Origin of the sequence: Geodermatophilus sp. FMUSA9-8 (genome assembly GCF_037034165.1) — a bacterium.
Classification (GTDB): Bacteria; Actinomycetota; Actinomycetes; order Mycobacteriales; family Geodermatophilaceae; genus Geodermatophilus; species Geodermatophilus nigrescens.
Window position 1 is genome coordinate 1 of sequence record NZ_JBAGKE010000009.1, and the last position, 22,841, is coordinate 22,841.

The window sequence follows — 22,841 nt, forward strand, 5'->3', positions numbered from 1 at the left end:
CCCGGGCTTGACCACCAGCACGTCGCCGGGAACCAGTTCTGCGGGGTCGACCTCCACCTCGGCGCCGCCGCGCAGCACCGTCGCCCGGGCGGGCACCAGGTCCAGCAGCGCCCGCAGCCCGCGGCGGGTGCGGGCCACGGCGTAGTCCTCCAGGGCCTCGGCCAGGGAGAACAGGAAGGCCAGCATCGCGGCCTCGCCGAACGCACCGAGCGCGATCGCGCCCAGCATGGCGACGGTCATCAGCGTGCCGACACCGATCTTGCCGCGCCGCAGCGCCCGCAGGGTGCCCGGCACGAACGTCGCGCCGCCGGCCAGCACCGCTCCGCCGGCCAGGATCGTGGAAAAGGTGGAGACGACGTCGCCCTCGGCCAGCCAGCCGAGCAGTTCCGAGGCGAGCCACAGCACCCCGGCCACGCCGGCGAGCTGCGCGGACCGCGACCGCCACAGTGCGGTTGGCTCCTCCTCGCCCTCGCCAGCAGGGACGGGGGCGGAGCAGGTGGGATCGCCGCATCCGTCCCCGACGGCTGACGCCGTCCGGGGGGCGGCGGCCGTCGGGGCGCAGCAGGCGCACCCGTCTCCGCAGCCGTCCTCGGACACGGCGGCCGCGCTGGCGGGGACGGGGCTCAGCGGAAGGCGGAGGGGGACCGCGGTGTTCCCGCCCGTCCGGTCGGCCGGACGGCGGTCGTCGTCCCCACCACAGCACAGATCGGACATGTCAGGCCTCCTGCAGGTCGATGGTGCCGCCGTGGCGGCCGCCGGAACGAACGACGTCACCGGACAGGGCCCCGGGCTCCTCGGCACCGGCAGGGCTTGTCAGCGCACGAGCAGTCATGAAGTCGGTGGCGGCCAGCAGGCGGTGACCGGCGGCGGTCAGCCGGTACATGACCAGCTTGCCTTCACGGCGAGAAGCACTCAGTCCAGCCGAACGCAGCACCCGCACGTGGTGGGACACCAGGTTCTGACTGGCGCCGCAGACCCAGGCCAGATCGCAGACACACAGTTCGTCCCCGGACTGCAGCGCCGTGGCGATCCGCAGCCGTACCGGGTCGCCCAACGCCTTGAACCGGGTGGCATGCAGCTGCGCCTCGTCGAGTTCGGGCAGGCCCTCGCGGACTTCCTCGGCGTGCTGCAGGTCCAGACACAGCAGGTCGCACTGATCGGCGCTCACGGGTCGCACTCCTCATCCGGTCAGCGCCGGCGGCGCCAGCTATCTCCGACCATACAACGCAACAACGGATGTTGGGACGACGGCGCTCTGCGGCCCGTTCCGGCGCGCGTGGGTGCGCCGGGCCTGGACGTCCTCCGTCAGCCGTGGGCATCGATCCGGCGATGCCCACGGCGGGTGTGCAGGGATGTCCCGGGCCGGGGTGCGTCGGGCGACGACTGGAGTCGTGGGCCTGCGAGCTGTGCGGTGGGGCACTACATGCTAGCTTTCACATATGAGCAGTCGTTCAGATGTCGCTGCCGGCGTGGCCGGCGGGAACGACCTTGACGGACATGAGCATCGGCACGACGCCGAGCGCGTGAATCAGGTTCGAGCCGGCCTGCCAGACCCTGCCGTGGTGGAAGAGTTGGGGGCGACCTTCGGGTTGCTGGCGGACGCAGGGCGGCTGCGGCTCCTGGTGGCTCTGTTGGACGGGGAGATGTGCGTGTGCGATCTGGCGGCGGCCTGCGGGCAGAGCGAGTCCGGGGTGTCGCACGCGCTGCGGCTCCTGCGCGCGCATCGCGTGGTGGCGGTGCGTCGCAGTGGACGGCGGGCCTTTTACCGGCTGGCCGACGCCCACGTGCGGATGTTGCTCGACCTCGCGCTGACCCACCACGCCCACGCCACGCCGCTGGGCGCCGTCCCTGTCGAGGCGGGCGCACGATGAGCCGCAGGGGCGACGCCGGAGACCACGACGGCGGGCAGGGCCACGACCACGGCGATGGCGGCGGGCATGCCCACGGGCCGCGGATCGGCAGCGCCGGAGCCGAGCACCAGAAGTCCCTGGCGATCGCGTTCGGGCTGACCGCCACCTACGCCCTGGTCGAGGTCGTCGGCGGCATCGTGAGCGGATCGCTGGCGCTGATCAGCGACGCGGCGCACATGGGCACCGACGTGCTCGGCCTCGGACTCGCGCTGGCGGCGATCCAGCTGGCCAAGCGGCCGGCCGCCGGCGGGCGGACCTACGGCACCTACCGGCTGGAGGTGCTCGCCGCCGTCATCAACGGTCTGCTGCTCTTCGGCGTCGCGTTCTACGTCCTCTACGAGGCGGTGCAGCGCTTCCGCGAGCCCCCGGAGGTTCTCGGGGTGCCGATGCTCGTCGTCGCCAGTGTCGGCCTGATCGTCAACATCATCTCGTTCCGGCTGCTGATGGCCGGGTCCAAGGAGAGCCTCAACCTCAAGGGCGCCTATCTCGAGGTGCTCTCCGACATGCTCGGCTCCATCGGCGTCATCGTCGGCGCGATCGTGATCACCGTGACCGGGTTCCGCTCCATCGACGCGATCGTCGCTGTGGTGATCGGGCTGTTCATCCTGCCGCGAACCTGGCAGCTGATGCGCCAGGCGCTGCGGATCCTCATGGAGGTCGCGCCGCCCGGGGTGGACGTCGCCGCCGCGACGAGGGAATTGGCCGCCGTCCCCGGCGTCAAGGAGGTGCACGACCTGCACATCTGGACGCTGACCAGCGGCATGGAGGCCGCCACCGTGCACGTCGTTGTCGACGACGTCGACGTCGACTGGCACGGGATCCTCGACCAGACACGGGACATCCTCATGACCAGATACGGCGTGACCCATCCGACCATCCAGCTGGAGCCCGACGAGCACGTCGAGGAACCGGTGGGCTTCTGAGCTACGCCGAGCGGCACCGCCCAGCAGTGCGGGAGGACGCCCGGGCGTATATGGAGGATCATGGGTCCAGGCGACTGCTGGGCGACGATCCCCGACCGATGTCCAGGTCCAGGAGGGTGTCCAGCAACGCTGCCACGGCGTCAGCAACCGCGGGGACTGCCAGTCGGTAGCGCGACCGGCGGCCCTCGGGCACGAAAGTGACCAGACCGCTGCTGCGCAGAACCGTCAGGTGGTTGGAGAGCTTCTGCCGGGTGATAGCGAGCCGCTCGGCCAGGTCGGCGGGGTAGCCCGGTGCGTCACGGAGAGCCATGAGCAACTGGACCCGAGTCGGATCGGCCAGTGCACGACCCAACCGCGCGAGCGCCGCCGCTTGCCCGACCATGCTCACGATGCCCCCTTCACGTAGATGTTCGCCGGCAGGCGTCGGGAGCGCGGCGTCTCCGGTGTAGGGCGCGGATGGCCGGCCCGGCGATGAGGGCTGACGCGACAGCGAGCAGAACCAGGAGGTCGCCGGTCCGGGCGTACGGAGTCAGCCCCGTACGAAGCGGCACGGCGGCGGTCAGCAGCTCCGGCGTGCCGAGCTCGCCCTGCGCGGCGACGCGCCCGTCGGGCAGGACGATCGCGGTGTAGCCGGTGGGCGCGGCCTGCAGGACGGCGCGGTCCATCTCCTGTGCGCGCATCCGGGCGGCCGCGACCTCGGTGGCCGGCACCTCCTCGGTGGTGTAGGAGGCGGCGTTGGTCGGTACCAGCAGGACCTGGCCGCCGGCGGTGACGGCGGCACGGGCGCGGTCGGAGAAGAAGACCTCGTAGGAGATGACCACGCCCAGCGGCCCGGCGGGCGTGTCCAGCAACCCCGGGCCGCGGCCGGGGACGGCGTCCCGGGGAACGAGGGCGGTCATGTCGGAGAGCCGCTCGAAGAGGCCGCGGGCGGGGATGTACTCGCCGAACGGCACCCGGTGCACCTTCTCGTAACGATCCAGGATGCGACCGTCCGGTCCCCAGGCCACCGCGACATTCCGGAATGTCGTCGACCCGGACTCGGTGACCCCGGCGACCACCGTGGCCTCGGTGCGCCGGGCGAGTGCCGCCACCCGGTCGGCCTCGGCGGTGTCGGTCACCGGCTCGGTCACGACGACGCTGCTTTCCGGCCACAGGACCACATCCAGGTTGGCGGGCAGCTCGGCGCTGACGTCGAACAGCCGCTCGGTGACCGCTTGCTCGTCGGCCCGGACGGCGGGGATGCCGCGCGGCCCGCCGCCCTGCACGACGGCGGTCCGCAGCTGGCCGGCCGGTGCGCCGTCCGGCGCGGCGAGGGCGACGCCGGCCGCGCTGACAGCGACCAGAGCCGCGACGAGCACCAGCGTGCGGACCCGCCGAGCCACGAACAGCCCGGTCACCGCCGCTCCCGCACCGGTGGTCAGCCCGACGACGAGCAGGGAGCCCCCGAGGGGCGCGGCCGCGGCGAAGGGGCCGTCGAGCTGCCCCAGCGCGATCCCCGGGAGGGGAAATCCTCCGAACGGGAATCGGGCGCGCACGGCCTCCAGCGCCACGAGCGCCACCGGAACCGTCCACCAGCGCTCCCGACTCGGATCGACCAGCAGCATCGCAGCGGCGAACAACGTCACCTCGAGCACCAGGACGGCGGCGAAGCCGGCCGGGTGGAAGCCGGTGAGCCAGGACAGCGTCGGCGCGAAGAAGCCAAGCCCGGCCACTGCGCCCAGGACCAGCCGCGGCCGCCACCGCAGACCCAGCAGGGCCCAGGTGAGGACGGCCGCACCGGCCGGCGCCAGGTACCACGCCGACCGCGGGGGCATGCTGCCCGCCAGCAGTGCACCGGCGGCTACACCGGCGATCAGGCGCCGCCAGCCGGGCAGCCACCGGTCACGCACGCCGAGGGCGGGCGCCGGGGCCCGCGCGCCCGGTGGCCACCGGGGGCCTTTCCTGCGTCCCGGTCACGGCGCGGTGGTCTCGGCCGCCAGCCGGGACACGAGCTCCTCGAGCCGAGCGGTAGACACCGGCCCGACCTGCCGGTCCACGACGCGGCCGTCGGCGGCAACGGCGAGGGTGACCGGCAGCCCGGGGGCGGCCAGCTCGGTCAGCAGCGCCTTGTCCTCGTCCACCACGTGCGCGTAGGTGACCCCCAGGTCGGCGAGCAGCGAGACCGCGGCCGGGCGGGTGTCCTGGGTGTTGACCCCCAGGAACCCGATCCGGTCGCCATAGCGCTCGTAGGCCTCCTGCAGCAACGGCATCTCCTCGCGGCAGGGAGCGCACCAGCTCGCCCACAGATTCACCAGGACGGGGCGCCTGCCGAGGTCCTCCAGTGCCACCTCCTGGCTCCCCACCAGGCAGGGCAGGCGCAGTGCCGGGACCCCTGCCGCACCGCCGACCGTGGCGCCGTCGGCGGCGAAGGCCTCGCAGCTGGCCACGTCGGCGGGGACGGTGACCGGAGTCGCGTCGGTGTTTCCGGCCGAGGTCGGCGAGCCGGCTCCGCAGCTGCTCACCGTGAACGCGACGACGATCGCGGCCGCCCATCGGCGGGCCGTGGACGTGCGGTGGGGCGGCGGGCTCGTCCGGCCGGCCGGGGCAGGGCCGGTGCGGACCGGCGGGCGAGGTGGCACGGCTCAGCTTATGAAGTCGGGGGACGGGAGGATCCGCGGGCGACCGGAGCCGCCTCGCGAGTCAGCTGTCGTGGCGTTGCGTCAGCCGCCCCTCACCGAGCAGGCTGGTGGAGAGTCCGCGGAGTCGTTCGTGCACGTCGCCGCTGCCGCCGCGGGCGAGTCCCGCCAGCGACACCGTCGTCGATCGCTCGTCGCCGGAGCCCGGCACCGGCGTGCCGGTGATCCGGGCGAAGACCCGTTCCCGGCGCACCAGCAGGGTCGCCAGGAGCCCGAGCAGCATGGTGATCGCGCTGATGAGGACGCCGACCTGCCCCGGATCGTGCGAGACCTGCAGGGCCGCGAACTCCCGGAACCCGTCGAACCGGACCACCGTGCCGTCCTCGAACGTCGCACTCTCCCCGACGCTCAGGTTGGCTTCGCCGATCCGGTTCAGCGCTCCCACGTCGATCTGCCGTTGGTCCAGCGAGAACACCGACTGTGGGGTGCCGCTGTCCAGACCCAGGTAGCCGCGGTAGCCGATGACGGCGACCTGCGGGTTGAGGGGCCGTGCGTCCACCGAGGTGAGGACGCCGCCCTGCACCAGGCCGGTGGGGGCGAAGAAGCCCTCCAGGGCGAAGCCGTCACCGGAGCCGTCGCCGAGGTCGGGCAGCTTCACCACGCCCTCGCTGGCGAACGTCGCGCTGTCCCGGGGTAGGAACGGGGCCGACAACTGCTCGAAGACCTGCCCGTCCGGCAGGGTCACGGTGAACAGGGGGGTGAAGCCGTGCCCGGTCACGTACAGACGGTCGCCGTCGGAGCGGAAGGGGTCGTTGACCCCGATCGTCGTCTGCTCCGTGGGGGCTCCCGGTTCGGCCTGGACGCCGATGTCGGCGGTGAAGGACGCCGGCGTGCCGTTGAGCTCGTACGTAGCGCGGAAGTCCTCCAGGTCGAAGCAGAGCGGCGTGAGGGTGTCTGGGTCGACCAGCGCGCCGGCGACGTGGCGGTCGTACTGCTGGAAGGAGTTGCAGAAGCCGTCGCCCTCGGTGACCAGGATGCTGCCCTCGTAGCCCCACAGCTTGCCGCCGGCCAGCGCGACGAGCAGCGCCAGGAGCGAGAGGTGGAAGACGAGGTTGCCGGTCTCCTTCATCCGGCCGCGCTCGGCCGAGATCTCCACGCCGGCGGCGGTGTCGCGCCGGGCCACCCGGAAGCGCGCCGACCGCAGGTCGGCCTCCAGCCGCTCGGCCGCGGCCTCCGCGGTCAGCGGCACCTCCTCGGTGGCGTGATCGGGCAGCCGGTGCAGATGGCGCGGCACGGGCGGCGGGTCGGCCCGCAGGGCCCGTGCGTGCTCGATGGAGCGCGGAACGAGGCAGCCGATCAGGGAGATGAACAGGAGGAGGTAGATCGCCGAGAACCACGGGCTGGAGAAGACGTCGAACATGCCGAGCCTGTCCAGGACCGGCGCCAGGTCGGGGTTCTCCCGGAAGAACCCGGCCACCGCGCTCGGGGTCAGCGACCGCTGCGGGAACAGCGATCCCGGCACAGCCGCCAGGGCCAGCAGGAACAGCAGCACCACCGCCGTCCGCATGCTGGTCAACCACCGCCAGCGGCGCAGCAGCCACCGCCCTCCCCGGTGCAGCAGTCCACCTCGCGAGGGAGTGGACGGCGGCCGTGCCGGGCGGGTCTGCAGGTCGGTCACGGCATCCTCGCTTCGGCTTGGCAGTGGACAGGCGCAGTCGGACACGGCCGGGTCTTCGAGTGCCTACTCACGGCGGCTCCTCCACGGGGCCTGCTCCTTGCGCCGGCCCGCGGATCACTGACGACCAGGAGCAAGCGGCTTCGATCCGCGTCGGGTTCGTCTGCCGTCCCGATAGGCTACGAGGCGCATTAGTAGGCGGGGCGGCGTGGTCCTCGCGCTCCCGCCCTGACTGCAGCCGTCGTCCGGGCACGGTAAAGGCCCTACGTGTCATGTCGTGGATCGCCGCGAGCCCGATCCCAGGTCCAATTGGGCCGGCATCTACGATCCGGGCTAGGAGCTGATTGTGCGGGAAGGTCGTCGACCTCGGCGAGGTGGCTCGGTTCGCCGCTCCGGTGAGGAAGAGCGCCGCACCGCCCCGGCGCACAGCGTTCAGCCTCTCCCGGTCAGAACCCGACAGCCAACGCCTCCCGCAAGGAAGGGCCCCGCATGACTCCCGCTGAGTGGTCGGCATTGTCGGACTCGTTGTTCAGCGCCACCATCGCCGTCTACTCACTGGCGGTGCTGGTGTTCAGCGCCGAACTGGCCTTCGGACGGCACGGCACCCCGCGCGCCGAACGGCGCGCCTCGACCGTCGCCCGCGTCGGCGCCCCGCCCCCCGGCGACGAGCCCCGGCACGTCGGGGACCTGTTGCCGGTGGGGGAGCGCGTCGCGTCGACCCGCCGGTGGGGTCTCGCCGGTCTGGCCCTGACAGCGCTGGGTGCAGCGCTGCACGCCGGGGTGCTCGTTGCCCGCAGCGCCGCCACGGGGCGGGTCCCCTGGGGCAACATGTACGAGTTCGGAACGGCGTCGGTACTCATCGGCGTCATCGCTTACCTCGTGGTGGCGACCCGAGTTCCCGGAGTTCGCCGCATCGGCGCCTTCGTCCTCGGCCTCGCGGTCTTCGGCCTCGTGCTGATCGGTCTCTACCTGTACGCCGCCGCCGGTCCGCTGATCGCAGCGCTTCGCTCGGACTGGCTCGCGGTGCACGTCTCCGCGGCCATCATCTCCTTCGGGATCTTCATCGTCAGCGGTGTGGCCAGCGCCCTCTACCTGGTCAAGATCCGCCATGAACAGCGGATCCCGACGGACGCGCGGCCTTCGGCGGGTCTCGCCGTCCGGCTGCCCGCGGCGGCGGCGCTGGACCGCGTCGCGCACCGCACGGCCGTCTTCGGCTTTCCGATCTGGACCTTCGCCGTCATCGCCGGGGCGATCTGGGCCGAGAGTGCGTGGGGTCGCTTCTGGGGCTGGGACCCCAAGGAGACCTGGGCCTTCATCTCCTGGGTGCTCTACGCCGTCTACCTGCATGCGCGCACCACCGCCGGGTGGCGCGGCAAGCCGGCGGCCTGGATCAACCTGTTGGCCTTCGCCAGCCTCGTCTTCAACCTCCTCTTCGTGAACCTCGTCTCGACGGGACTGCATTCCTACGGCGGAGTGGACTGACACACCGCCGGTCCGGTCGGGCTCTCGCCGTCTGATCTCAGATCACGGTCGTTCAGAGTGGTGGGCCGGATCCGTCCGGCGACGTCCTCTGACTGTGAGTGACCGTACGGCGCCTGACTTGCCGGGTCTCCCGTCAGCCCGACCGGCTCGTTGTTCGCGACGGGCGGAGGAGGGTACTGTCGCCCACGGCGCCTCGCGGGTCGGCCATGTGACGGGCTCGGCGCGAACACTCTGACTCGCTTCACGGGCGTCGACATCCTGGCGCGCCACCAGTCGCGGCCGCCAAGCCCGCACAGCCGCATGCGGGGACGAACCGGAGACGACGGCCCCTTCATGAAGAGAAACGCACGTCGAGTCGGCGGTTCACGGCGTGCGCCCGTGGGGCGGCTCGACACCTGGCTTGGCTCTCGGCGAAGGAGCCCCGCTGTCCTCGCTAGGCGTCGGGAAGCACGCGTCGGATCACGGTGGGGTTGCCCACCGGCTGGATCTTCACGACCTCACCCGGTTGGGGCGCGGCGATCATCTTGCCGTCGCCCATGTATATGCCTACGTGGTCGATGCCGGGCCGCTCCGGCGAATAGTCGAAGAACAGCAGATCCCCGGGGCGCGCCTCTGTCATCGATGGGACCGCTCGTCCGGCCGTCGCCTGCTGTGAGGAGACCCGGGGGAGCTCTATGCCTTGGCTCCTGTAGACCGACTGGGTGAATCCGGAGCAGTCGAGACCCTTGGTCGGGTCGGTGCCGCCCCAGAGATAGGGCACTCCGAGATACTCGAGCGCCTTGGCCGTGACGGCGGACCCGGCGTCCGTTCCGCCGACCGGCAGCGTCGGACCACTCGCACCGGCAGCCGAACTCCCGGCGTTCGGGGACGGCAGCGCAGCATCCGAGGTCAAGCCGGCGGCGGTCGCAGCGGACGCCCAGTCGGTCGATGTGGTGCGAGGTCGTGTCGCCAGCGGCGCAAGCTGCGCCTGGATCTCGGCGATGCGCGACTGCACCCGGGCAAGGCCGTCCATCAGTGGCAGCTCCGCCGTAGCCGGCCGGTGCCGGTGTCAGCGTCGAGGGAGGTGCAGCTGTCGGCGGGAGAAGCCTGGCCCATCAGGCCGGGTCGTGTCGTCACGACTCGCAAAGGTAGTAAACGTCGATGCGGGTCGCCGGGGGGCTCGCCGCAGGGTTGGCGGACCTTCGTCCTGAGCCTCCGGGCTTCCTTCGGACCGACTCGCCGCTCCCGTCCGTCGTGGCGCGGCCGAGCTGGGCCGTGGATGCGTCCCGGGACCAGGATCATCAGCGATCCAGACCCCGATCCAGGCCCAACTCCCGGCGGGACCAGCTCATGGTCTCGATCCGGCGGCTTGACGCTGCAGAGCAGCGTCCCGGCCGTCCGCTCGCTGCGCGGGCGGGTATCCCGTGCCGCGCGCGGGGTTGCGTGCCTGGCGGGGGCTCGTGCATGGCTCGTTGTCCGACAGCCCGTCCCGGGGTTGCGGGCTCACGCACGGGGCGGGTCTGCGCTCCTGCGGCGCGTGGGAGGCGGGTGATGCCACGGTGCACCGTGCCGAGCGCGCCGTGCCCTACTTGTCGACATCTGCTCCCTACCGTCCGTTCACGACGCGCACGGAACGTGGCCCCTGCCTGGGCCCGGCGCGGTTCACGGAGGCCACCGGTGCAGCTCTTGCGCGCGACCACCCGACGCCGTCCGCGGGCGGTCCTCGCCGTCGGTGCGCTTCTGATCGCCGGGGGACTGCTGTCGCCGTCGGCCGCCTCCGCCGAGCCCGGGACCGCCGCAGAGGCCATGGAGCAGGTGCGGCAGGCAGCCCAGGAGCTCACGTCGATCGACGCGCAGATCGACGAGGCCGAGGTGATCGTCGCGCGCCATCAGGAGGCGGCGCGCGTTGCTGCCGCCGAGGCAGCCGACGCCCGGCGCAGGCTGGACGCCTATGAGCCGCAGCTGCGTGCCATCGCTCAGAGCGGGTTCATGGCCGAGAACCAGTCGCGGGTGGCGGCCTTCCTCACCAGTGACTCCGCGACCGAGCTCGTCCAGCAGATGGCGACGCTCGACGCGATCGCCGACCACACCAACGCGGTCATCGCCGAGGTCGCCCTCGTGCAGGACGCGGCCGAGCGGGCCGAGGCTGAGGCGGCCGAGGCCGCCGCGACCGCCGCGGCCGCGCTCGGTCAGCTGCAGGCGCAGCAGGCTGAGGTGCAGGGGCGGATCGAGCAGTACGAGTCGGACTTCGCGCGGCTCACCGCGGAGGAGCAGGCCGCCGTCACGACCGCGATCGCCGGTCCGACGCTGGCTGCGCCGAAGGTCGCCGAGCTGCCGGTCGTGCCCGGCAGCGCGTCTGCCACGGCCATCGAGACAGCCCTCGCCCAGGTGGGTGACCCGTACGTCTGGGGAGCATCGGGCCCGAATGGGTTCGACTGCTCCGGCCTGACGTCCTATGCGTATGCGGCTGCCGGAGTGTCTCTGCCGCGCGCCAGCCGGTCGCAGGCGACCGTGGGCCGGCAGGTATCGCGCGCAGAACTGCAGCCGGGTGACCTGGTGTTCTTCTACGACCCGATCAGTCACGTCGGTCTCTACATCGGCAACGGCCAGATGGTGCACGCCCGGACATTCGGGCAGCCTGTCGCCGTCACCACTGTCGATCAGGCTGGATACCGGTTCGGGCGCCGCATCGTCGGCTGACGGTGAGGATCTGGGCGAGCGCCGCAGCCGTCGCTGCTACCCCTGCGATTGACTGGCGTCCGGGCTTGCCGAGAGGCCGTCGGGTCCCCTCTGTCGGGCTCCTGCGCCGATCAGCGGTGGGGGTACGACCTTCCAGAGCCGCTGCGCCTGCAGGCACCGAGCTGGGCCCGTGTGGTGAGTCGTAGGTCGACCACGGGCGTTCCAGGGACAGAGGGCCAGCCGAAGATGCCCGCCACGACCGGGCGGCGCCGGCTCATGTGGGACTGAGTCGCGGCCGAAACGGCGATGCCGGCGATGATCGCGGTCCGGCAGCAACGCCGTCGGGTTGCCCGCCAGGCGGCCGTGTAGTGCCCGGGCCAGCCGCCGCGGCGGCACCGACTCGTCCCACTCGTCCAACGGTGCATCCTCGCGGCATCGAAGACGGCGGGGCGTGCAGAGTCCCCCGATGAGGAGGCAGGAGATCCGGGCCCGCGGCCGGCCGGCCTTCACGGCGGGGTCCGTCGTCGCGCCCTTGCTCTCTCTCGCGGACTCGCCGACCTGCTGCCGATTCCGCCGCCGCGCCTTCCCATCCCAGTGCCGCGGCCCGGCGGGCGGACATCGCCGACCTACACTAAGGGCCTTAGTAGGGCTGTCTGCCCGTCCTCCCGCTCCGCGCCCACCCCCGAGGAGACCTGTGGCCAACGACCGGACAACCGACAAGGACCGCGGGGCCCGGGCCGGGTCGAGCCGGGCCAGGGCGACCAAGGCAGGATCGCGGCCAGCCGGGCGCAGGAGCGGCGCGGGGGGCCGGCGGACCCGGCCGGCCGCGCAGGCCGTCACCCGGCAGCCCCGGCCCTGGGGCCTCATCGCCGCCGCGCTCGCCGTAGCGGTCTTCGCTGTCGCCGTCATCGGGTACGCGGTCGTGACGGTGAACCGGGCGAACGCCGACAAGGTGACCACGGCGGAGCAGATCACGGGGCTCCAGACCTACGACTACCCCAACGGTCAGGGGCACGTGGCGACTCCGGTCGACTACTCGGAGTCGCCTCCGGTCGGGGGCGACCACGACGGCGAGTGGGCCGACTGCACCGGAACCGTGTACTCCGTCGACATCCGCAACGAGAACGCCGTCCACTCACTCGAGCACGGCGGCGTGTGGATCACCTACGACCCCGAGCGGGTGGCCCAGGACGACATCGCCACGCTGAGCGAACTCGTCGACGGCACGTCGGGGCTCATGCTGTCGCCTCGCCCGGGACTCGGTGCCCCGATCAGCCTCCAGTCGTGGAACAACCAGCTGACGGTGGATTCGGCCACCGACCCGCGGCTCCGGCAGGCCGTCGACTTCCTGACCTTCAATCCGGACAGCACTCCCGAACCCGGGGCGACCTGCGAGAACCCCACGTTCATCAGCACGCCACTCGTGGCCGGCGACGCCAGCCGCGCCGGCGGGTGAGTGAGGCGCCGTGACCAGCCGCTTACACCGACAGACTCGGGAGCCGGACGTCCAGGCGCCAGGAGGGCCAACGGCGCGGCCCGCGGGAACGCGGTGGCTGACCGCCGGCCTGGTGACGGTCATCGCGCTGGGGCTGGTCGTGTTGGGCGGGGGCCTGGCCGTCGCGCTGGGCATCGGGCGAGACGACCCGCCGTCGACCGATTCCGTGGACGCCGGCTTCGCCCGCGACATGTCGGCGCACCACCTGCAGGGCGTGGAGATGGCCAACCTGGCCGCCGACCGCAGCCAGGACCCGGAGGTGCGGCAGCTGGCCTTCGACATCTCCTCCACCCAGACCAACCAGGTCGGCCGGATGCAGGGCTGGTTGACGCTGTGGGGACTGAGCGTCTCCGGTGGTCAGTCCATGGCCTGGATGAACGGCGCTTCCGGCCATGACATGTCGTCGATGGGAGCCGGCTCCGGCGTGGCCGACAGCCTCATGCCGGGCATGGCCACGGAGGACGAGATGGCCGAGCTGCGCGGGCTGACCGGGTCGGCGTTCGACGTCCAGTTCCTCCGGCTCATGATCCGCCACCACCAGGGCGCCAAGGACATGGCCGAGTACGCGGCCGCAAACGCCGCGCAACCCGCTCTCGCCACCCTGGCCCGGACCATGGCCGAGACGCAGACCGCAGAGGTCGAGACGATGACCGACATGCTCGCCGCGCGGGGCGGCACCCCGCTGCCGGCGCCGTGACTCCCGCCGTGGGCGGCGGCGCGGGTGGTGGAGTCCGCCTCCGCGGTGAGGGCTGGAGGGGTGTCAGGCAAGGACGCCGGTGAACCACAGCCCCCAGGCCAGCACGCCCACGCCGAGCAAAGCGTTGGTGGCGCGGCCGCGCCAGGTGCGCGGCAGCAGAGCGGTGAGCGCGGCGACGGTGAGCAGCTCGGCCGCGACCGTCGCCGTGCCCAGCGCCCCCGGGCCGTGCCCGGCATCCACCGGCTCTCCGGCCAGGGCGACGGGGCCCTCGGAGCGGATCGCCACCCCCGTGGAGAGGTCCACCCCGGTGGCGGGGTCGACGCCCGAGGAGGCGGGCGCGGTTCCGCCGTGCCCCGAGGACGACGACCAGTGCCCACCGGCCCCCGAGCCGTCGGTGACGGTGAAGGCGTCGAGCAGATCGGTGGTGTAGGAGACCAGGTAGAGGCCGAGGAGCGCCACGGTGCCCAGCAGGCCGAGGGCGACCAGACGGTGGTCCGGCGGCGAGCCGGCCCAGCTGCGCACCACCAGCCACGCCGCGAGGCCGAGCTGGGCGGCGGCGGTCAGCAGGAAGAAGCCGACCGCGAGCTCGCCGGCCGGCAGATGGTCGACCGCCGCGGCGACGTGCAGGGCGCCGGCGGTGGCCAGGCCGAGGGCCGCGGCAGACAGCCAGCGCCGGAGGCTGCGGCTCGGTCGGATCCTCTGGCTGGGAGCGGCGGGCTCCTCGGTCAGCGTGATCACCTGGGTCCTCCCTGTCGCGGCGCAAGCAGTGGCAACCCGGAGCCTTGCCGAGTCCCCGCTCGGCTACCAGCCGCATCGAGGGGCGGGGGAACCCCCGAAATCAGGGGGACGACGGTGCGCGATGCGCCGTCAGCGGTGCTCCGTGGCAGCACGGCGGGTGGTTCATCACGTCGGGGTCAGCAGCCGCTGATGCTGACCCCGCGGGCGCGCAGCCACGGCACCGGGTCGACTGCGCCGCTGTACATGGCGCCGTTCGGGTGCACCTCGAAGTGCAGGTGCGGGCCGGTCGACTGACCGCGGTTGCCGACCTCGGCGATCTGCTGACCGGCCACCACGCGTTCCCCAGCGTTGACGAAGTAGCGGTTGATGTGTCCGTAGACGGTCACCGCGCCGTCGTCGCCGAGGATGTAGACGGCCAGCCCGAATCCGGTCGCGGTGCCGGCGCGCTTGACCACGCCGGAGGTGGCCGCGTAGATCGGGGTGCCGATGGGGGCGGCGATGTCCAACCCGTAGGTCATCGTCCCCCACCGCGGACCGAAGCAGCTGCTGACCCGACCGGACGTGGGCTTGACGTAGTTCGACGATCCTGTAGCGACACCGCCGTCCCGTGAAGTGCCGTCGCTGCCGCTGGAGCCGGTGCCGGCGGCCGCGGCGCGGGCCGCGGCCGCCGCGGCGGCCGCCTCCTGCGCGGCCCGGGCGGCCTCCGCGGCGGCGGCGGCCTCCTCGGCCGCCTTCTGCTGCTGCCACTGCTGGTAGGCGTCGCGCTCCCCTTGGAGCTCGAGCAGCCGGATCTGGGCGGCCTGCAGCTGCTGCTCGTAGCCGGCCTTCTCGGCGGTGACCTGGGTGTAGGCGGCCTGCTGGGCGGCCACCTGGGCATCGGAGGCGGCCTTGGCCGCCTCGGCCTCGGCCGCCGCGGCGGCCATGGCGTCCCGGGCGGCCCGGGCCGCGGAGTCGGCGTTGGCCTGCTGCACCCGGGCGATCTCGAGCTGGTCGAGGACGTCGACCTGGGTGTCCCCGACGTAGTCCAGCAGCGCGGCCCGCTGGATCAGCTCGCCGGGACCGGCGGAGTCCAGCAGCGCCGCGGTGGTGGTCAAGGTGCTGCCGTTCATGTAGCTGTCGCGGGCGAACGTGCCCAGGCGGGCCACGGCCGCGTCGATGGCGTCCGACGCGGCCTGCAACTGGGCGGCGGTCTGCTCGGCGGTCGCCTGAGCCTGCTGGAGGGCCTCCTCGGCGGCGAGGTAGGCCGCGCTGGCCGCCTCCGCCTGCACCGTGACGCGCTCCAGCTCGACCTGGGCGGCAGCCACCAGCGCGGCGATCCGGCCCACCTCGGCGGCGGCGGCGTCCTGCGCGGACTGCGCGGCGCCGATCTCGGTGTCGCTGGGGTTCGGCGGCGGTGCTGGAACGGCCACGGCCGCAGCCGTGCTGCCGAGCAACAGCGCACCGCTCAGCGCGCCGACGAGCGCGGTCCGCAGCACACCGGGTGCGACCCACGGGCGGCGGACGCCTCCCGATTCGGTGAACCGCGAGGCGTCCGGGCGGCTCGACAGCATGTTGCTCCCTGGGGAAGAGGGGTGTCGCGTGGAAGAGCTGGCGCAGCGTCCCAGCGTTACCCTCCGTAACAAAGACAACACGCGGAACACTCGCGCAGGAGACCGGCCGGACGGGGCGGCCTCCGTCCACGCCTGTCCCTTCTGTTGTCGTCGAATGTCGAGACAACCTTGAGCGCCGCCAGCAGTCGCACGCTCGGACGGCGTAAGCCCGGCAGGTCGGGTCGGCGGCTTCGGCGGGGAGAAGCGCGGCACCGGAGTCGCGGTCAGGGCGACAAGCTGTCCGGTGGATCCGTCCGGCGACGTCCACGCCGTCCCCCGGGTGGGCAGGACCGTAGATGGCGGTGCCCGGGACGGGCAGTGGCCCCCGAGGGACGGAGCCGGGGCCCGTCCTGACGGTGCCGGTCGGCTGCGCGGCTGCCGCCCCGGCGAGAGTCGGTCCTGACCTCACGGCAGTAGTAGTTACGTTGGTCGGAGTTGGTCGGTGAACCGGCCAGCCGCGCCACAGTGGTCCCGTCCACGCTGAACGAAACCCGAGGAACTGACGACGATGATCCGACCTCCGTCGCTGCCCCACTGGCTGGGCTCGCTCGCCGACAGCCCGGCGTTGCGCTCACGGCTGCGGTGGCCAGCTGCGGCGGCTGGGATCGTCGCCGCCGCCGCCTACGTTCCAGTGATCCCCGCGCAGTGGAACGAGGCGATCTACCGGGGCGTCGTCTCTGTGCTCTGCGTGGCCGGTCTGCTCTTGCTCGGTCTGCTGCTGCTAATCCGGGACACATCGTCCGTCTACGTGGCCGCCTCCCTCCTTTGCCGACTCACGGTGCTGGGCCTCGTCTTCACGCGCTTGATCTCCCCGCTCCGGCCGCTCCAGCGGGGTGGCAGTTGGCTCGACCTGCTCGACGTGGCGTCCTTGGTGTCGGCCGCCGCGATGGCGGTCCTATGCGGGTTCGTGATCGCCACGCACCGTCGAGGCAACCGAGCAGGTCCCGCAGCCTCGCGGCCGACATCGGCGACGCCTCGGTGAAGGAAAGCGGCCTGGCTCCGCGCGGGCACGCGGAGCCTAGGGCGCGATCTTGCTCGGCGACACGTCGACAGGCGGGATTGCGTCGGGATGAGTTTGTGTGAGTTCGGCAGCGACCGCCCGCCCGAGGAGGCAGCTTCCGGTGGCAGCAACGGTGAGGCTTAGCCTCTCCACCTGATCGCCCCCGTGAGCCTCGGCATCAGCGGGGGTGTGAACCTGGTCTCAAACGGGCTGCCTTCCTGCGGCGACGTCTCGGAACGGGGCACGTCCACCGCGTCGCCATGACGTGTCGGCGTCCGGCACCTTGGTGGCGTCGACGCCTGGCGGCGGCGCGGCGCGGCCACCCATCCCTGGCCCCGCCGTCGCAGCCTTCACCTCGGCCTATCTGCAATCAGGTGATGCCGGCGGTCGACTGGAGATGACGCACCAGCCGGCCGTCGAGGGCGGCGGCACCCACCCTCGGTGGCCCGTCAAGTGCAACGAGGTGCTCCATGCGCGCGAACGCGCGCGTGCGGAGCGAGTCGTTACCCAACCGTGACAACTAAGCTGCTTCGTATTACCGTTCCGTCCGGTCCGGCTGAGCCGTGCTCCTCAACCCGAGGGCCTCGAACGGACCTCGCCGAACCGTCCGTGCCACTGGCCGGATGGACCGGGGACCCACCGATCCCCTGGGGTGAATCCTGGCGGCGCGCCTGCGTGCGCTCCAGGTAGGGCGTCTTCCAGCCCGAACCCGTCAGCTAACCCGGTAGGCGGTCAGGAAGAACGGAGAGCCGCCGTCTTGGCGACCCTGCACAACCGCGCCTGCCGCACCCTTCTTGTTCCTCACTCGGCGCACGCCCGGCTCCACCGCGGCCCGGCCCGTCGCCTGCGGCACCTCCTGGTCTCCGCCGTGGCGGTCGCGGCGCTCCTCACCGGTGGCGGGCTGCCGTCAGCGGTCGCGGCGCCGGTCGTCGCGGGGCAGGGCCAGTCCGCCGGCGACGGTCTCCCCGTCGAGATCGAGCGGATCAACCAGCGCCTGGCGATGGCCGAGGAGGAGTTGCAGCGAGCGACGGTCGAGGCCGAGGCCACCGCGGACGCGTCCCGTGCCGCGCAGGCCGACCTCGCCGCGGCCCAGGTGGCCGCGGCTACGGCCACCGCCGAGCTGGAGGCCGCACAGGCGGCCGCCGCGCAGGCAGAGAACGACGTCGCCGCCCTCGGGCGGGAGGCGTTCATGGGATCCGCCCCCCTGGGCGATGCTGCCCTGCTGCTGGATGCGGCCGGTCCGGAGGAGGTGCTGCAGCGCGCAGCCACCATGGACCTGCTCGGCGAAGACCGTGCCGCCCGACTGGAGGCATCCGAGGCCGTTCGGCAGCGCCAGGAGGAAGCCGACCGGGCGGCGCGGGCCGCGGTCGCCGAGCGCGACGCGGCCGCGCGCACCGCGGCCGAGGCCGACGCGGCCGCCCAGGCCCAGCTCGCGGCATCGCAGCAGGCCTACGACGCGGCCGCCGCGGAGAAGGCCGGCCTGGAGCAGCAGCTCAAGGACGCCGAGACCCGGCTGCTCGCCGCCCGAGGCGCCCCCGATCCGATCGCCGCTTGGGAACAGCAGCAGCGCACCCAGCTCGCCCAGGCCAGCGCCGGGGCGGGCGCGCTGGTGAACGGCCGGGTCACCTCCTGCTACGGCAGCCGCTGGGGCACCAACCACAACGGCATCGACATCGCCGCCCCCATCGGCACGCCCATCTTCGCTCCAGAGGGCGGCGTGGTCCTCCAGGCCGGCCCGGCCAACGGCTTCGGGCTGGCCGTCTACATCCAGCACCCCGACGGCACCATCACCGTGTACGGCCACATCAACCAGTACTTCGTCACCGCGGGCCAGACGGTGGCCGCCGGCCAGCAGATCGCCGAGGTGGGCAACCGGGGCCAGTCCACCGGCCCGCACCTGCACATCGAGACGCACACCGGCGGGCTGTACCAGAACCGGGTCAACCCCGCTCCGTGGCTGGCCGCGCGCGGCATCAGCCTCGGCTGCTGACCCACAGACCGGTCGTAGATCGCGATCTTGACGAGGACGGGAACTCCACGGCCGCCGGCGACGACCAATGAACCGTGACTGACTACTCCACTCGTCTCATACGACGCGCCGCGACCGTGGCGGTGTGCAGCCTCGGCCTCCTCCTCGTGGGCCAGGCCCCGGCCGGCGCCCACGTCGAAGCCACCGCCGAGGGCGCACAGGCCGGCACCGGGCCGGTGACCGTCTCGTTCCTCGCGGAGGCCGAGTCGACCACCGCCGGCATCGTCGGGGTGAAGACGCAGCTGCCCTCCGGCATCGACCCGGCCACGGTGTCCCTGGCCTCCGGTCCGGGCGGCTGGGCCCTGACGGCCACCCCCGACGGCTACGAGGTGAGCGGCCCGAACATCGGATCGGGGGTCGACCTGGAGTACGGCATCACGATCGACATGCTCCCGCGCGACAGCACCGAACTGCCGTTCAAGACCCTGCTGCGCTATTCCGACGGCCGCGAGGACGCCTGGATTGAGCTGCCCACCGACGCCAACCCCAACCCCGAACAGCCGGCGCCGGCGATCACCGTCGCTCCCGCACCCCCTGCCCCGACGACGACGGCGCCCAGCACTCCGGCCGCCACGCCGACGGCCACCAGCCCGTCGGCCGGGGCAGACACCACCTCGTCTGCCCCGCAGGAGGCGGCGGCTGTGACGACCGAGGACTCCTCGGCCACCGGGTGGATCGTCGCCGGAGTGGTCGTGGTGGCTGTGGTGCTCGCCGGAGTGCTGTGGTTCTGGCGACGACGCGCCTCGAGCCAGCGGCGATGACGAATCGCTGACGGATCCGGTACGTAGAGAGGTCGAGCGCGATGAGCGGCGATGACCCAGGCGGGCGGTGCGCCGGCTTCCGTGAGGCGATCTCGGCGCGGCTCGACGGTGAGTCACCGGGGATGCCCGTCGCCGCGCTCGATCGCCACCTCGCGACCTGCGCGGCCTGCGCCGCCTGGAGCAGCCTGGTCGCGCAGGTCACCCGCCGGGTGCGGATCACCCCGGCACAACAAGTGCCCGATCTGACGGTGGCCATCTTGGCGGCCCTACCGTCGTCGCCGGCCACGGCGGCCGCCGTCAGACGCCGAGTGCTCGGCACCGCCCTGCGGCTGGCCCTGCTGGCCATCGGGGTGGCTCAGGCCGGGCTGGCCTGGCCGGCGCTGCAGCGGGGCGCCGGCGCCATGAGCGCGCCGGTACACATGGCGCACGAGACCGGAGCGTGGAACCTCGCCGTGGCGGTGGCCTTCCTCGCGGTGGCCGCCGCACCGCGGCTGGCGGCGGGGGCGCTCCCGTTCCTCGCCAGCTTCAGCGCGCTCCTGGCGGCGCTCACCCTGTCGGACCTGGACGCGGGATGGGTGCACGTCGAGCGCGCGGTCCTGCACGTCCTGATGTTCGTCGGGGTGGGGCTCGTGGCGACCGTGGCCTGGCGGGGACGCCGACGTTGGCGCTCCGCCGCGTCCCTGAGGGAGGCGTGGGTATGAGGCGCATGTTCGCCGTGGTCATGCTGCTGGTCGGTGCGGTCACCGGTGGCGTGCTCGTCGACGTGGTCACGGCTCGGCCGGCATCGGCACACGCCACCCTCGCCACCACGACACCCGCCGATGGGGCCCGGCTGTCCGCCGCGCCCTCCGAGGTCAGACTGGAATTCACCGAAGCGGTGGAGCTCGGCGCCGGGTACGCACGGGTGCTGGCACCGGGCGGGGAGCGCGTGGACACCGGGGCAACGGTGGCCGGCGCGGTTGTGACCATCCCGCTGCGCGGTGACCTCTCGGACGCCAGCTACGTGGTGACCTACCGAGTCGTCTCGGAGGACTCCCACCCCATCGCCGGCGCCTACGCCTTCGTGGTCGGTGACGGCGAGCTCGTGGCGCCGCCGGCAGTCACTGGCGCGCAGGACGTCGACTCGGTGGTGGCCGGCGCCCTCCCGGCCGCCCGATGGCTCGGCTTTGCGGGCGTGGCGCTCGGACTCGGCGTCCCGGTGTTCCTGCTGGTCTGCTGGCCGGCCGGTTGGGCCGTGCCGCTGATGCGCCGGCTCACCTCGACCGGCCTGGCCGCGGTCGTCCTCGGCGGGTTGCTGACGTTCCTGCTCCAGGGCCCCTACGCCGCTGGCACCGGGCTCGGTTCCCTCCTCGATCCCTCCGTCCTGGCGGCGACGACTTCCTCCGCGTTCGGTCTCACGCTGCTGCTGCGCGGGCTCTGCGCGCTGCTCCTGGCAGCGGCGCTGGCGGTGATCTGGCGCCGGGGGACACGCCCGCCGGCAGCACTGATCGCCGTCGCAGCGCTTCCGGCTGCCGGACTGGTGCTGACGACGGCGGCCGTCGGTCACCCCGTCGCCGGCCCGCTGCCCGCGCTCGCGGTGCCGATCACGGCCGTGCACGTCGCGGCGATGGCCGTATGGCTCGGCGGCCTGACCGCACTGTTGACCGGTGTGGTGCGACCCGGCGTGCCCGCGGCGGCGTTGGCCGCCGCGCTGCCCAAGTACTCCCGCTTGGCGTTCGGGGCAGTCGTAACCCTCGTCGTCACCGGCATCCTCCAGTCGGTCCGCGAGGTCGGATCACCCGTCGCGCTGGTGACCACCACGTACGGCTGGCTGCTGGTCGCCAAGTTGGCGCTCGTGCTGCTGCTGCTGGCTGCGGCCGGGATCTCCCGGGCGTGGGTGCTGCAACACCTGGGGATTCCCCGGAACCGCCCCGGTGGTCGCCGGGTCACCGCCCATGCCTTCAGCGCCGAGGCCGGGGACACGGTGGCCCCACACACCGCGGCGACGTGGCGCCCGGTCGAGGTGGAGGCGGCGACGGCGGACCTGGGTGCCTTACGGCGCTCGGTGCTGGTCGAGGTCGTCATCGGCGCTGTCGTGCTGGCGCTGTCGGCGGTGCTCGTGGGCACCCCGCCGGCCCGGTCGCAGGTCGCCGAGTCGGTGGACGTCACCCTGCCGCTGCAAGGGGAGGATGGCTCCTCGGCGGCCGGCTCGGTGCAGATCACCGTCGACCCAGCCGCCACCGGGCCCAACACGCTCATGGTCTACCTCTTCGACCAAGCCGGACAGCTCACCCAGCCGCAGGAAATCCGCGTGACACTGACCGAGTCCGCACAGGAGATCGGCCCGCTCGAGGTCGACCTCGTGCCCAGCGGCCCGGGCCACTACATCGGCGACGCGGTGTCCATCCCGACCCCCGGCGCATGGACCGTGACCGTCTCGGTTCGGCTGGACGAATTCACTGCCGCCACGGCGAGCACGGACTTCACCGCACGCTGAGTTGGGCGGCACGGGAGCAATTGGTGGCAAAGTCCGGCCGCAGGGCTCGGTCTGGACTTCGGGACGGGAAGCCGCCCGCCAGGCGGCTTCCCGCAGGATGAGGCGCACCGCGCGACAGGTTGCCGGGTAGGGAGCTGTGCGGCGCTGGTTCGGCCCGGCTTCCGGCTGCCGTCAGGGGCCGGACGGCTGGCAAGGGAACCCGGTTCGTCTGTGTGCCCGGCCGGCTGGACGGCGTGCCACCGCCGCCGAACTCGGTAAGCGGGGAGATCGTCGAGTGGGTCGCCCGGCGATGCATCGGCACCCGCCTGAAACTGCCACGGGAGATCTGGCAGACCCGCATCGAACTCGCCGACTCCGAGCGGAGCGCCACCCAGGTCACCGTCACGGTGACGCACCAGCCCAAGGGCCGCAACCGCCTGCTGCACACCCTGCAGCAGAGGGCGACGCAGCGGATGGTGCAGCGCACCGTGGACTCCGAGCTTGCCAAACTGCCGGATCACATCACCCGGGTGACCGAGGACCACAGCGGCTCCATTGCCGTGGGTGGGGGCTCGATCTCTGTGGAACAGGAGGGAGACGGCTGGGTGCTCCACCTTCTGGGTCATGTCGACAGCTCTGCCGTCAACCGGCTGGAGCTGCGGCGGCGCCTGGAGGAACTGGCGGTCGTGGCCATCGACGTCCGCGAGCTGACCTACCTCGACTCGACGGCGCTCCCGTTCCTGCTGCGGTGGGCGCGGCGTTCCGCCCACGGTCACCGCTGATCCCTCTCGGCACGCGGGACCAGGCTAGGGCG

General features: G+C 72.6%; 20 protein-coding genes, 1 pseudogene and 1 riboswitch. Of the genes and pseudogenes, 12 read left to right on the forward strand and 9 right to left on the reverse strand.

The window, feature by feature from the left end; all coding sequences use genetic code 11:
• Positions 1-414 (reverse strand): annotated as a pseudogene (locus WA616_RS24545) (cadmium-transporting ATPase); the annotation flags it as partial.
• 301 nt (positions 415-715) lie between these two features.
• Positions 716-1,168 (reverse strand): ArsR/SmtB family transcription factor, encoded by a 453-nt coding sequence (locus WA616_RS17740; RefSeq protein WP_336031926.1) that lies wholly within the window; start codon positions 1,166-1,168, stop codon positions 716-718.
• 271 nt (positions 1,169-1,439) lie between these two features.
• Here WA616_RS17740 and WA616_RS17745 point away from each other — a divergent pair, with 271 nt between their 5' ends.
• Complete coding sequence (locus WA616_RS17745; protein ID WP_336031929.1) at positions 1,440-1,871, forward strand: ArsR/SmtB family transcription factor; 432 nt, start codon at positions 1,440-1,442, stop codon at positions 1,869-1,871.
• Positions 1,868-2,833: a cation diffusion facilitator family transporter gene (locus tag WA616_RS17750; RefSeq protein WP_336031932.1), complete on the forward strand. Its 966-nt coding sequence runs from the start codon at positions 1,868-1,870 to the stop codon at positions 2,831-2,833. The genes WA616_RS17745 and WA616_RS17750 overlap by 4 nt, the downstream gene beginning before the upstream one ends.
• 58 nt (positions 2,834-2,891) lie before the next feature.
• Here WA616_RS17750 and WA616_RS17755 read toward each other — a convergent pair whose 3' ends face one another.
• The 4 genes from WA616_RS17755 to resB all read right to left on the reverse strand — a co-directional run bounded on the left by WA616_RS17755 (position 2,892) and on the right by resB (position 7,126).
• A complete protein-coding gene (locus WA616_RS17755) occupies positions 2,892-3,215 on the reverse strand; it encodes an ArsR/SmtB family transcription factor (RefSeq protein WP_336032323.1) in 324 nt (107 codons plus the stop codon).
• A gap of 16 nt (positions 3,216-3,231) precedes the next feature.
• Positions 3,232-4,722: an apolipoprotein N-acyltransferase gene (gene lnt / locus WA616_RS17760; RefSeq protein ID WP_336031933.1), complete on the reverse strand. Its 1,491-nt coding sequence runs from the start codon at positions 4,720-4,722 to the stop codon at positions 3,232-3,234.
• A gap of 63 nt (positions 4,723-4,785) precedes the next feature.
• The gene (locus WA616_RS17765; protein WP_336031934.1) at positions 4,786-5,259 is read right to left on the reverse strand and encodes a TlpA family protein disulfide reductase; all 474 of its coding nucleotides are present in this window, start codon (positions 5,257-5,259) and stop codon (positions 4,786-4,788) included.
• A 253-nt stretch (positions 5,260-5,512) separates the two neighbouring features.
• A complete protein-coding gene (gene resB, locus WA616_RS17770) occupies positions 5,513-7,126 on the reverse strand; it encodes a cytochrome c biogenesis protein ResB (protein WP_336031935.1) in 1,614 nt (537 codons plus the stop codon).
• Between the two features lie 486 nt (positions 7,127-7,612).
• Between resB and ccsB the strand changes: the two genes are divergently transcribed.
• A complete protein-coding gene (gene ccsB, locus WA616_RS17775; RefSeq protein WP_336031939.1) occupies positions 7,613-8,605 on the forward strand; it encodes a c-type cytochrome biogenesis protein CcsB in 993 nt (330 codons plus the stop codon).
• A 433-nt stretch (positions 8,606-9,038) separates the two neighbouring features.
• On the opposite strand, the gene WA616_RS17780 is transcribed toward ccsB, so the two are convergent.
• Positions 9,039-9,617 carry a C40 family peptidase gene (locus WA616_RS17780; RefSeq protein ID WP_336031940.1) on the reverse strand — a complete coding sequence of 193 codons (579 nt, stop codon included), beginning with the start codon at positions 9,615-9,617 and terminating at the stop codon, positions 9,039-9,041.
• A gap of 644 nt (positions 9,618-10,261) precedes the next feature.
• Here WA616_RS17780 and WA616_RS17785 point away from each other — a divergent pair.
• From WA616_RS17785 to WA616_RS17795, 3 genes are all read left to right on the forward strand, one after another.
• A complete protein-coding gene (locus WA616_RS17785; RefSeq protein ID WP_336031941.1) occupies positions 10,262-11,284 on the forward strand; it encodes a C40 family peptidase in 1,023 nt (340 codons plus the stop codon).
• Between the two features lie 673 nt (positions 11,285-11,957).
• Positions 11,958-12,719: a DUF3105 domain-containing protein gene (locus tag WA616_RS17790; RefSeq protein ID WP_336031943.1), complete on the forward strand. Its 762-nt coding sequence runs from the start codon at positions 11,958-11,960 to the stop codon at positions 12,717-12,719.
• Between the two features lie 112 nt (positions 12,720-12,831).
• Positions 12,832-13,455, forward strand: coding sequence for a DUF305 domain-containing protein (locus WA616_RS17795; RefSeq protein WP_336031945.1), 624 nt, complete (start codon positions 12,832-12,834; stop codon positions 13,453-13,455).
• A 63-nt stretch (positions 13,456-13,518) separates the two neighbouring features.
• On the opposite strand, the gene WA616_RS17800 is transcribed toward WA616_RS17795, so the two are convergent.
• Both WA616_RS17800 and WA616_RS17805 read right to left on the reverse strand, forming a co-directional pair.
• Positions 13,519-14,193 carry a hypothetical protein gene (locus tag WA616_RS17800; RefSeq protein WP_336031948.1) on the reverse strand — a complete coding sequence of 225 codons (675 nt, stop codon included), beginning with the start codon at positions 14,191-14,193 and terminating at the stop codon, positions 13,519-13,521.
• A 176-nt stretch (positions 14,194-14,369) separates the two neighbouring features.
• On the reverse strand, positions 14,370-15,602 hold the full coding sequence (locus WA616_RS17805; RefSeq protein WP_336031950.1) for a M23 family metallopeptidase: 1,233 nt from the start codon (positions 15,600-15,602) through the stop codon (positions 14,370-14,372).
• 688 nt (positions 15,603-16,290) lie between these two features.
• On the opposite strand from WA616_RS17805, the gene WA616_RS17810 reads away from it, so the two are divergent.
• From WA616_RS17810 to WA616_RS17835, 6 genes are all read left to right on the forward strand, one after another.
• Positions 16,291-16,764, forward strand: coding sequence for a hypothetical protein (locus WA616_RS17810; protein WP_336031952.1), 474 nt, complete (start codon positions 16,291-16,293; stop codon positions 16,762-16,764).
• Positions 16,765-17,368: 604 nt separating this feature from the next.
• Positions 17,369-17,528, forward strand: a riboswitch (cyclic di-AMP (ydaO/yuaA leader).
• A gap of 11 nt (positions 17,529-17,539) precedes the next feature.
• The gene (locus WA616_RS17815) at positions 17,540-18,772 is read left to right on the forward strand and encodes a M23 family metallopeptidase (protein WP_336031953.1); all 1,233 of its coding nucleotides are present in this window, start codon (positions 17,540-17,542) and stop codon (positions 18,770-18,772) included.
• 116 nt (positions 18,773-18,888) lie between these two features.
• Positions 18,889-19,572, forward strand: a complete 684-nt coding sequence (locus WA616_RS17820; protein ID WP_336031955.1) for a DUF1775 domain-containing protein — start codon at positions 18,889-18,891, stop codon at positions 19,570-19,572.
• Positions 19,573-19,613: 41 nt separating this feature from the next.
• Positions 19,614-20,273: a zf-HC2 domain-containing protein gene (locus WA616_RS17825; RefSeq protein WP_336031958.1), complete on the forward strand. Its 660-nt coding sequence runs from the start codon at positions 19,614-19,616 to the stop codon at positions 20,271-20,273.
• Between the two features lie 5 nt (positions 20,274-20,278).
• On the forward strand, positions 20,279-22,048 hold the full coding sequence (locus WA616_RS17830; protein ID WP_336031960.1) for a copper resistance CopC/CopD family protein: 1,770 nt from the start codon (positions 20,279-20,281) through the stop codon (positions 22,046-22,048).
• A 212-nt stretch (positions 22,049-22,260) separates the two neighbouring features.
• Positions 22,261-22,809, forward strand: a complete 549-nt coding sequence (locus tag WA616_RS17835; protein ID WP_336031963.1) for a hypothetical protein — start codon at positions 22,261-22,263, stop codon at positions 22,807-22,809.
• Positions 22,810-22,841 lie beyond the last annotated feature (32 nt).

Excerpts from the sequence above, each read along its gene's own strand:
- WA616_RS17755 (WP_336032323.1), bottom strand. The coding sequence starts at position 3,215 with ATGGTCGGGCAAGCGGCGGCGCTCGCGCGGTTGGGTCGTGCACTGGCC.
- WA616_RS17750 (WP_336031932.1), top strand. The coding sequence starts at position 1,868 with ATGAGCCGCAGGGGCGACGCCGGAGACCACGACGGCGGGCAGGGCCAC.
- WA616_RS17745 (WP_336031929.1), top strand. The coding sequence starts at position 1,440 with ATGAGCAGTCGTTCAGATGTCGCTGCCGGCGTGGCCGGCGGGAACGAC.
- WA616_RS17810 (WP_336031952.1), top strand. The coding sequence starts at position 16,291 with ATGATCCGACCTCCGTCGCTGCCCCACTGGCTGGGCTCGCTCGCCGAC.
- WA616_RS17780 (WP_336031940.1), bottom strand. The coding sequence starts at position 9,617 with ATGGACGGCCTTGCCCGGGTGCAGTCGCGCATCGCCGAGATCCAGGCG.
- WA616_RS17825 (WP_336031958.1), top strand. The coding sequence starts at position 19,614 with ATGAGCGGCGATGACCCAGGCGGGCGGTGCGCCGGCTTCCGTGAGGCG.
- WA616_RS17830 (WP_336031960.1), top strand. The coding sequence starts at position 20,279 with ATGTTCGCCGTGGTCATGCTGCTGGTCGGTGCGGTCACCGGTGGCGTG.
- ccsB (WP_336031939.1), top strand. The coding sequence starts at position 7,613 with ATGACTCCCGCTGAGTGGTCGGCATTGTCGGACTCGTTGTTCAGCGCC.